A 14,394-nucleotide genomic window follows, 5' to 3' on the forward strand; every position below is an offset into this window, starting at 1 on the left:
GGAGACCGTTGCGATGACTGGTACGGGGGCCACGGGCGGCGCCAGGAGTGCGGTGGAGTGGCTGGCATCGGTGGCACCGGATCCCGATGCCTGCCGGTGGGAGTGGGAGCGCAACCCCCACGGGGTCGCGCTGCTGCCCGCCGGCCGGCGCTGGGACGTCCTGATCCTGCCGGGGGAGCTCGGCTATCCCACCCTCGACGTGCTGAGCCGCCTGGTGGACCGGCCGGGACCGGTCCTCGCCGACTTCGGCGACGCCCGGATCGGCTTCTTCGTCCCGCCGGGCACCGCCGCCCGCTGGCTCGGCACCGGGGTGCGCAGCGCGGGCTCCGGCACCTGGATCGTCGTCCCGTACCCGGGACGGGCGACCGGTGGAGTCCGCTGGCTGGTGGCGCCGGACGGGATGGGCACCCTCAACGACACCTCGCTCCTGGAGCTGGCGATGCACGAGGCGGCAGGCCGACTGGCCGGGGGAGAAGGGGGATCGCCCGGGGCCTGACATGCATCGGGAGCGGCGGCGGCGCGAGTCCGGCACGAGACAGAGGTCTTGACCACTTGATTGGTCTGGACCATGCTGTGGCGCGCTTGCTCCACCTCGAATTCCCCCACCCCCGGAGGCAGTTGTGGACCGCACCAGACCCCTCACCCTGCTGTTGGCGGGCGCCCTCGCCGCCGGCGGGCTCCTGGCCCTCACCCCCGCGGCGGCCGTGGCCGCCGACGCCGAGGTCGCCCGCAACGGCGGCTTCGAGGCCGGCCTCGACGGCTGGACCTGCACGGCGGGCAGCGGCGCCGTCGTCTCGTCGCCCGTACACGGCGGGACGAAGGCGCTCCAGGCCACCCCGGCGGGCAGCGACAACGCCAAGTGCTCCCAGACCGTCACCGTCAAGCCCAACTCCTCGTACGAGCTGAGCGGCTGGGTCCGCGGCAGCTACGTCTACCTCGGCGCCTCCGGCACCGGCACCACCGACGTCTCCACCTGGACCGCCTCCGCCCCCGCCTGGCAGCGGCTCTCGACCAGGTTCGCGACGGGCGCCTCGACCACCTCGGTGACGATCTACACCCACGGCTGGTACGGCACCCCCGCCTACCAGGCCGACGACCTCTCCCTCTTCGGCCCCGGCGGCGACCCGGTCCAGCTCCCGGCCGCCCCCACCGGCCTCGCCGCGGGCTCCCCGACCTCCACCACCGTGCCGCTGACCTGGACCGCGGTCTCGGGCGCCACCTCGTACCACGTCTACCGGGGTACGACGAAGGTCCAGACGGTCACCGGCACCTCGGCCACCGTCACCGGGCTCACGGCCTCCACCCCGTACACCTTCCAGGTCACCGCCGCGAACAGCGGCGGCGAATCCCCGAAGTCGGCCGCCGTGACCGCCACCACCACCAGCGGCGGCGGGGGCGACAACCCCGGCCTGCCCGCGCACGCCCTCGTCGGCTACCTCCACGCCAGCTTCGCCAACGGCTCCGGCTACACCCGCATGGCCGACGTCCCCGACTCCTGGGACGTCATCAACCTCGCCTTCGGCGAACCGACCTCCGTGACCTCAGGCGACATCCGCTTCAGCCTCTGCCCCGCCACCGAATGCCCGAACGTCGAGTCCGTCGCGGACTTCAAGGCGGCGATCAAGGCCAAGCAGGCCGCGGGCAAGAAGGTCCTCATCTCCATCGGCGGCCAGAACGGCCAGGTCCAGCTCTCCACCACCGCCGCCCGCGACACCTTCGTCTCCTCCGTCTCGAAGATCATCGACGAGTACGGACTCGACGGCCTCGACATCGACTTCGAGGGCCACTCCCTCTCGCTCCAGACCGGCGACACCGACTTCCGGAACCCGACGAGCCCGGTCATCGTCAACCTGATCCAGGCGGTCAAGACCCTCAAGGCCAAGTACGGCGCCGGCTTCGTCCTGACGATGGCCCCGGAGACCTTCTTCGTCCAGCTCGGCTACCAGTACTACGGCTCCGGCCCCTGGGGCGGCCAGGACCCGCGCGCGGGCGCCTACCTCCCGGTCATCCACGCCCTGCGCGACGACCTCACCCTGCTGCACGTCCAGGACTACAACTCGGGCTCCATCATGGGCCTCGACAACCAGTACCACTCGATGGGCGGCGCCGACTTCCACATCGCCATGACCGACATGCTGCTCACCGGCTTCCCGGTCGCGGGCAACAGCGAGCGCTTCTTCCCGGCGCTCCGCCCCGAGCAGGTCGCCATCGGCCTCCCGGCCTCCACCCAGGCGGGCAACGGCCACACCAGCCCGGCGGAGGTCGACAAGGCCCTGGACTGCCTGACGAAGAAGACCAACTGCGGCTCGTACCAGACCCACGGCACCTGGCCCGCCCTGCGCGGCCTGATGACCTGGTCGATCAACTGGGACCGCTACAACCAGTGGCAGTTCTCGCAGAACTTCGACGCCTACAACTGGAGCTGACGGTCAGTCCAGAAGCTCACCGAACAGCCGGGCCGCGACCCGCGAGGGCCCGGCCCGGCACGTTCACCGAGCACCGCCCGTCAGGAGAGGGAGGGTCATGCCCCCTCCTCCTGCCGGGCGTCCGGCGCCGGACGCCCGTACCGCGCGGCGTACACCGGCCAGCGCAGAAGCGGGAGGCAGAGGGCGACGCTCGCCAGCACGTCCAGGGGCCAGTGGTAGCCGCGCAGGATCAGGCCGGTCCCCGTCAGAGCCGTCAGGGCGGCGGCGACGGGGACGAGGTGGTTCGAGACGAGGAAGGCCGCGCCGAAGTAGGCGACCATCGCGGTGGCCGTGTGGCCCGAGGGGTAGTAGCCGGCGGCCCAGGGCTCCAGCGGGCCGGGGCGGGCCGTCCACTCCTTCAGGGGGATCACCAGGAGCGGTACGAGGGCCATCGCGAGCCCCGCGTACAGCGCGGCGAGCCGTCGGCCGCGCCACACCGCGTACGCCATCGCGCAGGCGAGGACCGGCAGGGCCACCGTCATGTTGCCGAGGTCGGCGGCGAGTTCGCTCAGGGAGCGGGGGACCGAGTCCACCAGCGAGCGGGACACCCGCTCGTCGAGCCTGGCCAAGGGGCCGTGGACGAGCACCTGCCAGGTCACGACGGCGAGGGCGACGAGCGCCGAGAAGAGAGCCGGCCGCCCTGGAACAGGGGGGGTGGTTCCAGGGCGGCCGAGGGGATCGGGCTGCCGCGCGCCCCGGGGGGTGTGGGGCGGGCGGCCATCCGATCGGTGAGGAGTCCCGGAGCACGAAGCTCCAGCGGTGTGCGCCAAGGCACGGTGTGGACGGGGCTGGGGAGGCTCCGCCCGGGGTGTTTCTCTCATCTGCAGAAACCGTACGCCAGAGAAGAGGGGGCCGACAGCGGGATGGGCATCCCGCCATCGGCCCCCCACAGAGTCTTCACACCGTGTGTGAGAACCGGGCCCTGATCCGGTCTCAGATCCGGTCTCAGATCTGGGCGAACGCGTTCTCGATGACGTCGAGGCCCTCGTTGAGGAGGTCCTCGCCGATGACCAGCGGCGGCAGGAAACGCAGCACGTTGCCGTAGGTGCCACAGGTCAGGACCAGCACACCCTCGGCGTGGCAGGCCTTCGCCAGTGCGCCCGCGGCCTCCGCGAACGGCTCCTTGGTCGCCGGGTCCTTCACGAGCTCGATGGCGATCATGGCGCCGCGGCCGCGGATGTCGCCGATGATCGGGAACTTCTCCTGCATGGCGGTGAGGCGGGTCTTCATGACCTCCTCGATGCGCTTCGCCTTGCCGTTGAGGTCGAGCTCCTTCATCGTCTCGATGGAGCCGAGCGCACCGGCGCAGGCGACCGGGTTGCCACCGTAGGTGCCGCCCAGACCGCCGCCGTGGACGGAGTCCATGATCTCGGCGCGGCCGGTGACGGCGGCGAGCGGCAGACCGCCCGCGATGCCCTTGGCGGTCGTGATGAGGTCCGGGACGATGCCCTCGTCCTCACACGCGAACCACTGGCCGGTGCGGCAGAAGCCGGACTGGATCTCGTCGGCGACGAAGACGATGCCGTTGTCGTTGGCGAACTTCACGATCGCCGGCAGGAAGCCCTTGGCCGGCTCGATGAAGCCGCCCTCGCCGAGGACCGGCTCGATGATGATCGCGGCGACGTTGTCGGCGCCGATCTGCTTGCTGATCTGGTCGATCGCCTGGGCGGCGGCCTCGGGGCCGCAGTTCTCGGCACCGGTGAGCCAGCGGTAGCCGTAGGCCACCGGCACGCGGTAGACCTCGGGGGCGAACGGACCGAAGCCCTGCTTGTACGGCATGTTCTTCGACGTCAGCGCCATCGTGAGGTTCGTACGGCCGTGGTAGCCGTGGTCGAAGACGACGACGGCCTGGCGCTTGGTGTACGAACGGGCGATCTTCACCGCGTTCTCGACGGCCTCGGCGCCGGAGTTGAACAGCGCGGACTTCTTGGCGTGGTCGCCCGGGGTCAGCTCGGCGAGCGCCTCGCAGACCTCCACGTAGCCCTCGTACGGCGTCACCATGAAGCAGGTGTGCGTGAAGTCCTGGAGCTGCGCGGAGGCGCGGCGGACGACGGCCTCGGCGGAGGCGCCGACGGAGGTCACGGCGATGCCGGAACCGAAGTCGATCAGACGGTTGCCGTCGACGTCCTCGATGATGCCGCCGCCGGCCCGCTTGGTGAAGACGGGCAGAGTCGAGCCCACGCCACCGGCGACCGTGTCGAGACGGCGGGCCTGAAGCTCCTGCGACTTCGGACCGGGGATGGCGGTGACGACGCGCCGCTCCTGCGGGACAGCGTTCATGCGGGGCTCCTGGGGGTGTTCTGGACGCACTTGCGGGTTTCCTCCGCAGGCTAGGCGCGGGGGAGGGGGTGAGGCATGCGCCGATCGGGAGTGGTGGCGGGTGTGTCGTTGTCCGGGATGGACATGACGACTCCGCTTCCACCCCCAAGGGTGAGGGCAGACGCCACTCGACGGCGATCGGCCGTACGGGTGGGCGAAACCCCTCCGGGGCGCTCCCGGCCCACTAGATTGACGAGGCACAGAGGCGGCGACCTGGCTGGTCAGGGGGCAGGGGTACATGGAGACCGACGGCACGTTCGAGTCACGCGACACGAGGAAGGGCGCGGTACCACGCCCGGCGGGTCCGCCCCCTGACTCCGCACCTGCCGCTTCGCGGGCGCACCCACGGGTCCCTCCGACACCCCCGGCCTACGAGGTCCGCCCCGCCGCCCCCGGCAGCGTCCCGGCCCCGCCGAGCGCCCCGCCTCCGCCGAACGTCCCGCCACCGCCGTCCCGGGCTCCCGGGGTGACCGGAGCGCCCGGCTCCTCGCCCGTCGTCGCATGGCTGGACGCCCCGCGCCCCAAGGCCGGCCTCGGCATCTGGCGGTTCCGGCACGTTCCGCCGCCCGAGGCGCCCACGCGGCTCGCGCCGGTCACCTTCGTCGGGATGCTGATCCCCGCGGCCGTCGGACTGATCATCTGGTCGGCCTGGCGCAGCAACACCCTTCCGTACGCGGACCTCCTGCTGCGGACCCTCACACCGAACGACTGGTGGTACGCCCTCACCACCTCGCCGAAGGACTGGGAAGGCGTCGCGGCGCACAGCGTCTTCGACGGCGCGCTCTTCCTCGCCCTCGTATGGGGTGTCGGCGCCCTCGGCTCCTGGGGCCGGGTCACCCGCCACTACCTGGACCGGTGCCGTCCGGCCGTGCGCGCCGCGCTCGCCGGGGCGGGGGCCCTGATCGTCCTGGCGTTCGTGTTCTCCGAGACCCTCGGCCTCGGATGGCCCCCGCTGCCCGTCGTCGACCCGGTGGCCTGCCTCGCCGCCCTCGTGACGGGCGGCTGGGACGTCCCCAAGTCGCCGTTCTTCGTCTACCCCATGCGCGCGCTCATCACCGCGGCGGTCGTCTGGCCGTTCGCCCGCGTCGGCGAGTGGCCGAGCCTCTTCCGGCAATGGCGTGCCCGGTCCGCCCCCGGTGGCGCTCCGGTCCCCACCGCCCCGGCCGGACCCGTCACCCCCCGCTCCCAATGGCCCGAGCTCAGGGGCGCGGGCGAGCACGCCGCCGCCGACCTGCTCGCCGGCGAACTGGTCGCCGGCCGCATGAACGACGTCGACTGCGCACGGGTGCGCCGCGGCTGGCGGAAGAGCGACCAGGACGCCAAGCGCCGCACCGCCCTCGTCGACACGCTCCTCCGTCAGGGCGCCGCGGCGGGCGCGCATCCTTCGGGCGACCGCGACCTGCCGAGCCGTGCGGCCACCCACGACCTGCTCCTGGGTCAGGTCCGCGTGGGGCGCTGGGCTGCCGCCGAACGCACGCCGAAGGCCTACCACGGCGCCGGCCTCGCGCTCGACCCCGGACTCCTGGGCACCTCCCTCCTCGCCGTCGGTCCCTCCGGCGCGGGCAAGACCCGCTCGCTCGTCGCGCCCGTCGTCGAGTCGCTCACCCTCCAGGCGCTCACGGGAGCCGTCGCCGTCGTCGCCGTCGGCGCGGCCGGGGCCCCGCTCGGCCCCGACGAGGCGTACGACGTCGTGATCCGCCTCGGAGACCCCTCTTCCCGGTACGACCTCGATCTGTACGCGGGGGCCACCGACCCGGACGAGGCCGCCGGCTTCCTCGCCGAAGGGCTCGTCGGCGACGTGGAAGGCGTGGAGACCCGGCGCGCCGCCACGGTGCTCGCCCAGCTCATCGGCCCGTACCGGGCCGCGTACGGGCGCTTCCCGACCGTCCCCGTCCTGCGGGAACTGCTCGAAGCCCGCCCCGAGATCCTGGAGGCGCTGCTCGACCTGCTGCCGAACGACGGAGCGCACGCGATGCGCCGGGAGCTGGAGTCCCGGATGCGTCAGGTCGGCACCGCGACCGACGTGGGCCCTGTGCTCGCCGACCGGCTCACCGCCCTCGACCGACCCGTCTTCGCGGAGTTCTTCGGCGGCGGCCGCGACGTCCGGCCCTTCTCCCTGCGGGCCGTCGCCCAGCACCCGATGCGGGTGCGGGTCAGCCTTCCGGACGGCGGCCACGAGGAAGCCGGACGCCTGCTCAACCGGCTGCTGCTCGCCCAGTTCCAGCAGGTCACCCGGGACCGCGCCGGCAGCGGGCACTTCGCCTGCCTGGTGCTCGACGACGCCGCGGGCGCCCTCACGCCGGGGACCGTACGAGCCTTCCAGCGGCTGCGCCCGCAGAACGCGGGTGTCGTGCTGGCCCTCCGCACCCTCGCGGAGGTCCCCGAGGCGCTGCACGGCCCGCTCCTCGCCGGCGTCGGGTGCCGGATGGCCTTCGCCGGGCTCCCCACCTGGGACGGCCGGGCCTTCGCCGAGGCGTGGGGCACCGAACGGGTCGAGACGACCGAGGTGGCCCACCACACCGTCTTCGCCGACCAGCCGATGACCCGGGCCTTCCACGCCCTGCGCAAGCTGGTCACCGGCAAGGCCGTGACCACGGAGGCCGTCACCGTCCGGGAAGTGGAGCGGCAGCGGTGGTCCGCGTCCGATCTCGCTCATGCCGTGCCGCCCGGCCACGCCGTCCTCTCCCTCACCCATGTGCGTGGCGAACACACCCCACCGCTGCTCGTCGAGCTCCGCGGCTGAGCGGGGGACTTTCGGCCCTGGCACAATCGGGGGCGCCGCTCGGCTGAGCGGCGCCCCCTCGCCCAAAGGTCCGACGGTCCCCAATGCCGCCCACCCTCGCCTCGCTCGTGCAGCACTCCGCCCTCAAGCTGATCGTCCGCGCGGGTGAGGACCGCCTCGACACCCCCGTCCGCTGGGCCCACGTCAGCGAGCTGGCGGACCCCGTCCCGTACATGGAGGGCGGCGAGCTCCTGCTCACCACCGCGCTCACGCTGGACGCCGAGGACCTGGAGGCGATGCGGCGCTATGTGCGGAGGCTGCTCGGGGCGGGGGTCGTCGGGCTCGGCTTCGCCGTCGGCGTGAACTACGAGGAGATCCCGTCGGCCCTGCTCGACGCGGCCCGCGAGGAGCATCTGCCGCTCCTGGAGGTGCCCCGCAGGACCCCGTTCCTCGCCATCAGCAAGGCGGTCTCGGCGGCCATCTCCGCCGACCAGTACCGCGCCGTCACCGCCGGTTTCGAGGCCCAGCGCGAGCTGACCCGCGCCGCGCTCGCCGAGGGCCCCGAGGCCGTCGTCGCCCGGCTCGCCGCGCACGTCGACGGCTGGGCCGCGCTCTACGACACCTCCGGCACGGTCGTCGCCGTCTCGCCCGAGTGGGCCGCCCGCCGGGCCGCCCGGCTCACCCCCGACGTGGAGCGGCTCCGCGACCGTCCGGCGCCCGCGAGCGCCGTCGTGGGCGGTACGGACGACCGCGTCGAGCTCCAGTCGCTCGGGAGCGGCCGGCGCGTCCGGGGCGCGCTCGCGGTCGGCACGGGCGCGCCTCTCGGGACGGCCGAGCGGTACGCGGTGCACTCGGCGATCGCCCTGCTGACCCTCACCACGGAGCGCTCGCGCTCGCTCCAGGCGGCCGAGCAGCGGCTGGGGGCCGCGGTGCTGAAGCTGATGCTCGCCGGCCACCCGGACCATGCGCGCGCGGTGGCCGGCGAGGTGTACGGCGGGCTCCTCGACGCCCCCTTCCGGCTGCTCGTCGCCGAGCCGGCCGGGGGCGAGCCGACGGGGGAGGCCCCGCTGCCGGCCCTCGCCGAGACCTTGGAGACGGCCGCCGCCCGGGCGGGCGAGGCGGTGCTCACGGTCCCGGAGAGCGAGGGGCGGCTCGTCGTCCTCGCCGGGGACGGGGGCGCCGTCGTGACGGCCTGCCACGGGTACGCGGATCGGGAGGCGGAGGAGACCGGGCTCGTCGTCGGTCTGTCGGCCCCGGCCGGTCCGGTCGCCGCGGCGACCGCGTACAAGCAGGCCGAGCAGGCCCTCGCGGTGGCCCGACGGCGGGGCCGCGCGCTCGTCGAGCACGAGGAGCTGGCCGCCGGTTCGGTCCTGCCGCTCCTCGCCGACGACGCCGTCCGCGCCTTCGCCGACGGCATGCTCCGCGCGCTGCGGGAGCACGACGCGACCGGCCGCGGCGACCTCGTGGCCTCGCTGCGCGCCTGGCTCTCCCGGCACGGCCAGTGGGACGCGGCGGCGGCGGACCTGGGCGTGCACCGGCACACCCTGCGCTATCGGATGCGGCGTGTGGAGGAGATCCTGGGCCGCTCGCTGGACGACGCGGACGTACGGATGGAGCTGTGGCTGGCGCTGAAGGCGACGGGCGAGGACACGGCCTGAGGGGGTGTCCTCGCCGGTCATCTCGTCTGAGGGGAGTCCCCCCGGTCACCTCGCCTGAGGGGAGTGCCCCCCCGGTCACCTCTCGCCGCCCCCGGTGACGCCGCTCCCGCCGACGGTTCCTACTCGCCGCCCCCGGTGACGGTGCCGCCGTCACCCTGCTGCGTACGGCTCCGCTTCCGGTTGTCGCGCACCAGCTCGCCTCCGAGCAGGGTCACCTTCGCCACCGCGCGGACCCAGGCCGGGCCGCCGCGCGACGCCCACACGACGCAGACGCACCCTCCGACGGCGAGCACCAGGACGCCGATCAGAACCGCCAGAACCATGTTCTTCCCCCATTTCCCCATGAGTTGTCGTGGTCGGGACCATCCTTTCACCCCCCGTGCCGAGTGACCCTTTGCCAGGCCGACCGCCCGGATTCCGGGATCTCTGCCCGAATCCGGGCAATTTTCTTGGTCATCGACCCTCGGGATCCCTACTCTCCTGCTCATGACAAGCCCCGCCGTCGATCCGGCTCCCGAGACGCAGCAGGCCACCATCACCACCAGCACCGGGGAGGCCCGTACCCCCGTCGACCCGGCCGGGCCCGCCGCCCGCCGGATCACCGGCGCCGTATGGGCCGCGCTCGGCATCGTGTACGTCGTGTGGGGCTCCACCTACCTCGGCATCCGGATCGTCGTCGAGACGATGCCGCCGTTCCTCTCCGCCGGCGTCCGCTTCGTCACCGCCGGACTGCTGCTCACCGGGATCATCGCCTGGCGCCAGGGGCCCGCCGCCCTCAAGGTCACCCGCCGGCAGCTCGGCTCGGCCGTCCTCATCGGTCTGCTCCTGATACTCGGCGGCAACGGTCTCGTCGTCCTCGCCGAGACCTCCATCCCGTCCGGCCTGGCCGCCCTGCTCATCTCCGTCGTCCCGGCCTGGGTCGTGCTCCTGAAGGCCGCCTCCGGTCAGCGGCCGACGGCCGGCGGTCTCGCCGGCGTGGCCCTCGGCCTCGTGGGACTCGCCGTGCTCACGCTGCCCGGGCTCAGCGGCGAGGTGAAGGTCGGCGGCGTGGTCCTCGTCGTCGTCGCGACGCTCCTGTGGTCCGTCGGCTCGTTCTCGTCCGCCCGCCTCCCCATGCCCGCCAACCCCTTCACGGCCAGTGCGTACGAGATGATCGCGGGCGGTCTCGGCGGCCTCGCCGTCGCCTTCGTCCGGGGCGAGCAGCACGGCCTCGACGTGACCGCGATCTCGGGCCGCTCCTGGGCGGCCCTCGCGTACCTGATCGTCTTCGGCTCCCTGATCGCCTTCACCGCGTACGCGTGGCTCCTCCAGGCCGCACCGCTCTCGCTGGTCGCCACGTACGCGTACGTGAACCCCGTCGTCGCCGTCGCCCTCGGCGCCCTCGTCCTCGGTGAGGCCCTGTCGTGGCCCATCGTCCTCGGCGGCGCGATCGTCGTCGGCGGTGTCTGTCTCATCGTCTCGACCGAGCGGCGCGGCTGACGGGGGACGGCGCGGGGGCGGGGGCAGGGACGGGGGGCAGGCCGGGCCTGCCACGGGCGAACCGGCCCGTTCGGCCAAAGCGGACAGAGGTTCACCCCCACCACTCCACACCGGACAAACGCCCCTCCGGCCTCCCGGCCCTAACGTGTCACGAGAGCGATCGCTCGCACCCCCGATACGGAAAGGGCCGGGACGCAATGACGACCACCCACGCCTTCTGGCTCGCCGGCCGCGAGGCCACCGGCGAGGCCACCTTCGACGTCACGAACTCCTTCGACGGACGTCTGGTCGGCAAGGTCAGCGTGCCCACCGAGGCCCAGGTCGAGGAGGCCGTCGCCGCCGCGCACGCCGTCGTCGACGAGTTCGCCGCGACCCCGGCGCACGTCCGCGCCGCCGCCCTCGACCACGTGTCGAAGCGGCTCGCCGAGCGCACCGAGGAGATCGCCCTGCTGATCTCCGCCGAGAACGGCAAGCCCATCAAGTGGGCCCGCGGCGAGGTCGGCCGTGCCGTCTCCGTCTTCCGTTTCGCCGCCGAGGAGGCCCGCCGCTGGAACGCCGGCGAGGCCCAGCGTCTGGACACCGAGGCCGGCGGCGCGGGCCGCCTCGCCCTCACCCGCCGTATCCCCAAGGGCGTCGTCCTCGGCATCGCGCCGTTCAACTTCCCGCTGAACCTCAGCGCCCACAAGGTCGCCCCGGCCATCGCCGTCGGCGCCCCCATCATCCTCAAGCCGGCTCCGTCGACCCCGATCTCCTCCCTGATCCTGGGCGAGATCCTGGCCGAGACCGAGCTGCCGGCCGGCTCCTGGTCGATCCTGACCGTGCCGAACGACCGCATGCCCGCCCTGGTCAAGGACGAGCGCCTCCCGGTCATCTCCTTCACCGGCTCGGACAAGGTCGGCTACGCCATCCAGGAGTCGGTGCCGCACAAGCACTGCACCCTGGAGCTCGGCGGCAACGCCGCGGCCGTCGTGCTGCCCGACTGGTCCTCCGAGGCCGACCTGGACTGGGCGGCGAGCCGTATCGCCACCTTCTCCAACTACCAGGGCGGCCAGTCCTGCATCTCCGTGCAGCGCGTGATCGCCGACGCCTCGGTCTACGACCGCCTGGTGCCGAAGATCGTCGCCGCCGTCGAGGCCCAGGTCACCGGTGACCCGTCCGACGCCGCCACCGACGTCGGCCCGCTGGTCGACGAGGCCGCCGCCCAGCGCGTCGAGTCCTGGGTCGACGAGGCCGTCGCCGCCGGCGCCAAGCTGCTCACCGGCGGCAAGCGCGAGGGTGCCACCTACGCCCCGACCGTCCTCGCCGAGCTCCCCGCCGGCGTCACCCTGGCCCGCGCCGAGGTCTTCGGCCCGGTCCTCACGATCGCCAAGGTCGACGGCGAGGCCGAGGCCTTCGCCGCGGTCAACGACTCCGACTTCGGCCTCCAGGCGGGCGTCTTCACGCGCGACCTGCAGACCGCCTTCCGCGCGCACCGCGCGCTGGAGGTCGGCGGCGTGATCGTCGGCGACGTCCCCTCCTACCGCGCCGACCAGATGCCGTACGGCGGCGCCAAGCGCTCCGGCGTCGGCCGCGAGGGCGTCAAGTTCGCGATGGACGACTACACGTACGAGCGCGTCCTGGTCCTGACGGGCCTCGCGCTCTAACTCTCAGGCGTACGACTTCGTACGTCTTCGTACGACCGCGAGACCAGGCGGTCCGAACCCACTGTGCGGGGGTTCGGGCCGCCTCTCGCCTTTCCGGACCCCGGAAAATCGGGTACGACGGACAGGGAAGCCCCGAGCAGGAGGTGTCCATGTCCGCACCCGCCCAGCAGCCGCCCAAGGTCACCGAGCGCGAGGCCCGGCAGACCGCCGAGGCCGCGCGCGAGCAGGACTGGCACAAGCCGAGCTTCGCCAAGGAGCTCTTCCTCGGCCGGTTCCGCCTCGACCTCGTCCACCCCCACCCGCTCCCCGCCGCCGAGGACGTACGCCGCGGGGAGGCCTTCCTCGCGACGCTCAGGACCTTCTGCGAGACGCGGATCGACAGCGCCCGCATCGAGCGCGAGGCCCGCATCCCCGACGAGACGATCACCGGCCTCAAGGAGATCGGCGCGCTCGGGATGAAGATCGACCCGAAGTACGGCGGGCTCGGCCTCACCCAGCTGTACTACAACCGCGCCCTCGCTCTCGTCGGCTCCGCGAGCCCCGCCGTCGGCGCCCTGCTCTCCGCGCACCAGTCGATCGGCGTACCGCAGCCGCTGAAACTCTTCGGCACCCAGGAGCAGAAGGACGCCTTCCTGCCCCGCCTCGCCCGTACGGACCTCTCCGCCTTCCTCCTCACCGAGCCCGACGTCGGCTCCGACCCGGCGCGTCTCGCCACCACTGCGGTACCGGTACCCGAGGGCGACGACTACGTCCTCGACGGCGTGAAGCTCTGGACCACGAACGGCGTCGTCGCCGACCTCCTCGTCGTCATGGCCCGGGTGCCCGCCTCCGAGGGCCACCGGGGCGGCATCACCGCCTTCGTCGTCGAGGCCGACTCGCCCGGCATCACCGTCGAGCACCGCAACGCCTTCATGGGGCTGCGCGGCCTGGAGAACGGCGTCACCCGCTTCCACGGCGTCCGCGTCCCCGCCGCGCACCGCATCGGCCCCGAGGGCAGCGGCCTCAAGATCGCCCTCACCACCCTCAACACCGGCCGGCTCTCCCTCCCCGCGTCCTGCGCGGGCGCCGGCAAGTGGTGCCTGAAGATCGCCCGCGAATGGTCGGGCGTCCGCGAGCAGTGGGGCAGGCCCGTCGGCCGTCACGAGGCCGTCGGCACCAAGATCTCCTTCATCGCGGCCACCACCTTCGCGCTGGAGGCCGTCGTCGACCTCGCCTCGCAGATGGCCGACGAGGACCGCAACGACATCCGGATCGAGGCCGCCCTCGCCAAGCTGTACGGCTCCGAGATGGCCTGGCTGATCGCCGACGAACTGGTCCAGATCCGCGGCGGCCGCGGCTACGAGACCGCCGACTCCCTGGCCGCCCGCGGCGAGCGCGCGATCCCCGCCGAGCAGGTCCTGCGCGACCTGCGGATCAACCGGATCTTCGAGGGCTCGACCGAGATCATGCACCTGCTGATCGCCCGCGAGGCCGTCGACGCGCACCTCTCCGTCGCCGGCGACCTCATCGACCCCGACACCTCCCTCGCCGACAAGGCGAAGGCCGGGGTGCGGGCCGGCGGCTTCTACGCCCGCTGGCTGCCCGGACTCGTCGCCGGGGCGGGCCAGCTGCCCGGGGCGTACGGGGAGTTCGGCGACCTCGCCTGCCACCTCCGGTACGTCGAGCGGACCTCCCGCAAGCTCGCCCGCTCGACCTTCTACGCGATGTCCCGCTGGCAGGGCCGCATGGAGCTCAAGCAGGCCTTCCTCGGGCGGATCGTCGACATCGGCGCGGAGCTCTTCGCGATGAGCGCCGCCTGCGTACGGGCCGAACTGCTCCGCACCACCACGGACCACGGCCGCGAGGCCCACCAGCTGGCGGACGCCTTCTGCCACCAGGCCCGCCTCAGGACCGAGGAGCTCTTCGGCCGCCTCTGGTCCAACACCGACGACCTCGACCGCAAGGTCGTCGAAGGCGTCCTCTCCGGCGCCTACACCTGGCTGGAGGCCGGCATCGTCGATCCGAGCGGCGAGGGCCCCTGGATCGCCGACGCGACACCCGGCCCCACCACGGAGCCCGACCTCCACCGACGGCTCCCGTAGACCCGCGCCCCCCGCGCGTCCACGTGG

Annotated in this window: 10 protein-coding genes; 7 read left to right on the top strand and 3 right to left on the bottom strand. The window is 73.1% G+C overall.

Going from position 1 to position 14,394, the window contains the following annotated elements:
- Nucleotides 1-13 precede the first annotated feature (13 nt).
- Nucleotides 14-496, top strand: coding sequence for a hypothetical protein (locus tag SGA01_RS31515; protein WP_141300783.1), 483 nt, complete (start codon nucleotides 14-16; stop codon nucleotides 494-496).
- Between the two features lie 124 nt (nucleotides 497-620).
- The gene (locus SGA01_RS31520; protein ID WP_141300784.1) at nucleotides 621-2,426 is read left to right on the top strand and encodes a chitinase; all 1,806 of its coding nucleotides are present in this window, start codon (nucleotides 621-623) and stop codon (nucleotides 2,424-2,426) included.
- Between the two features lie 95 nt (nucleotides 2,427-2,521).
- Here SGA01_RS31520 and SGA01_RS31525 read toward each other — a convergent pair whose 3' ends face one another.
- Together SGA01_RS31525 and gabT are read right to left on the bottom strand one after the other, a co-directional pair.
- The gene (locus SGA01_RS31525) at nucleotides 2,522-3,286 is read right to left on the bottom strand and encodes a phosphatase PAP2 family protein (RefSeq protein ID WP_141300786.1); all 765 of its coding nucleotides are present in this window, start codon (nucleotides 3,284-3,286) and stop codon (nucleotides 2,522-2,524) included.
- A gap of 124 nt (nucleotides 3,287-3,410) precedes the next feature.
- On the bottom strand, nucleotides 3,411-4,745 hold the full coding sequence (gene gabT / locus SGA01_RS31530) for a 4-aminobutyrate--2-oxoglutarate transaminase (RefSeq protein WP_141300788.1): 1,335 nt from the start codon (nucleotides 4,743-4,745) through the stop codon (nucleotides 3,411-3,413).
- Between the two features lie 277 nt (nucleotides 4,746-5,022).
- Here gabT and SGA01_RS31535 point away from each other — a divergent pair, with 277 nt between their 5' ends.
- Both SGA01_RS31535 and SGA01_RS31540 read left to right on the top strand, forming a co-directional pair.
- Nucleotides 5,023-7,527, top strand: coding sequence for a type IV secretory system conjugative DNA transfer family protein (locus tag SGA01_RS31535; RefSeq protein ID WP_141300790.1), 2,505 nt, complete (start codon nucleotides 5,023-5,025; stop codon nucleotides 7,525-7,527).
- Between the two features lie 83 nt (nucleotides 7,528-7,610).
- Entirely contained in the window at nucleotides 7,611-9,164 is a 1,554-nt protein-coding gene (locus tag SGA01_RS31540) for a PucR family transcriptional regulator (protein WP_141300792.1), read from the top strand.
- A gap of 119 nt (nucleotides 9,165-9,283) precedes the next feature.
- On the opposite strand, the gene SGA01_RS31545 is transcribed toward SGA01_RS31540, so the two are convergent.
- A complete protein-coding gene (locus SGA01_RS31545) occupies nucleotides 9,284-9,487 on the bottom strand; it encodes a hypothetical protein (protein ID WP_141300794.1) in 204 nt (67 codons plus the stop codon).
- Between the two features lie 163 nt (nucleotides 9,488-9,650).
- Here SGA01_RS31545 and SGA01_RS31550 point away from each other — a divergent pair, with 163 nt between their 5' ends.
- From SGA01_RS31550 to SGA01_RS31560, 3 genes are all read left to right on the top strand, one after another.
- A complete protein-coding gene (locus tag SGA01_RS31550) occupies nucleotides 9,651-10,643 on the top strand; it encodes an EamA family transporter (protein ID WP_229918411.1) in 993 nt (330 codons plus the stop codon).
- 197 nt (nucleotides 10,644-10,840) lie between these two features.
- Nucleotides 10,841-12,286, top strand: a complete 1,446-nt coding sequence (locus SGA01_RS31555) for an aldehyde dehydrogenase family protein (RefSeq protein WP_055641071.1) — start codon at nucleotides 10,841-10,843, stop codon at nucleotides 12,284-12,286.
- 149 nt (nucleotides 12,287-12,435) lie between these two features.
- Nucleotides 12,436-14,367: an acyl-CoA dehydrogenase family protein gene (locus SGA01_RS31560; RefSeq protein ID WP_141300796.1), complete on the top strand. Its 1,932-nt coding sequence runs from the start codon at nucleotides 12,436-12,438 to the stop codon at nucleotides 14,365-14,367.
- Nucleotides 14,368-14,394 lie beyond the last annotated feature (27 nt).

It is taken from the genome of Streptomyces gardneri, assembly GCF_006539185.1.
GTDB lineage: Bacteria > Actinomycetota > Actinomycetes > Streptomycetales > Streptomycetaceae > Streptomyces > Streptomyces gardneri.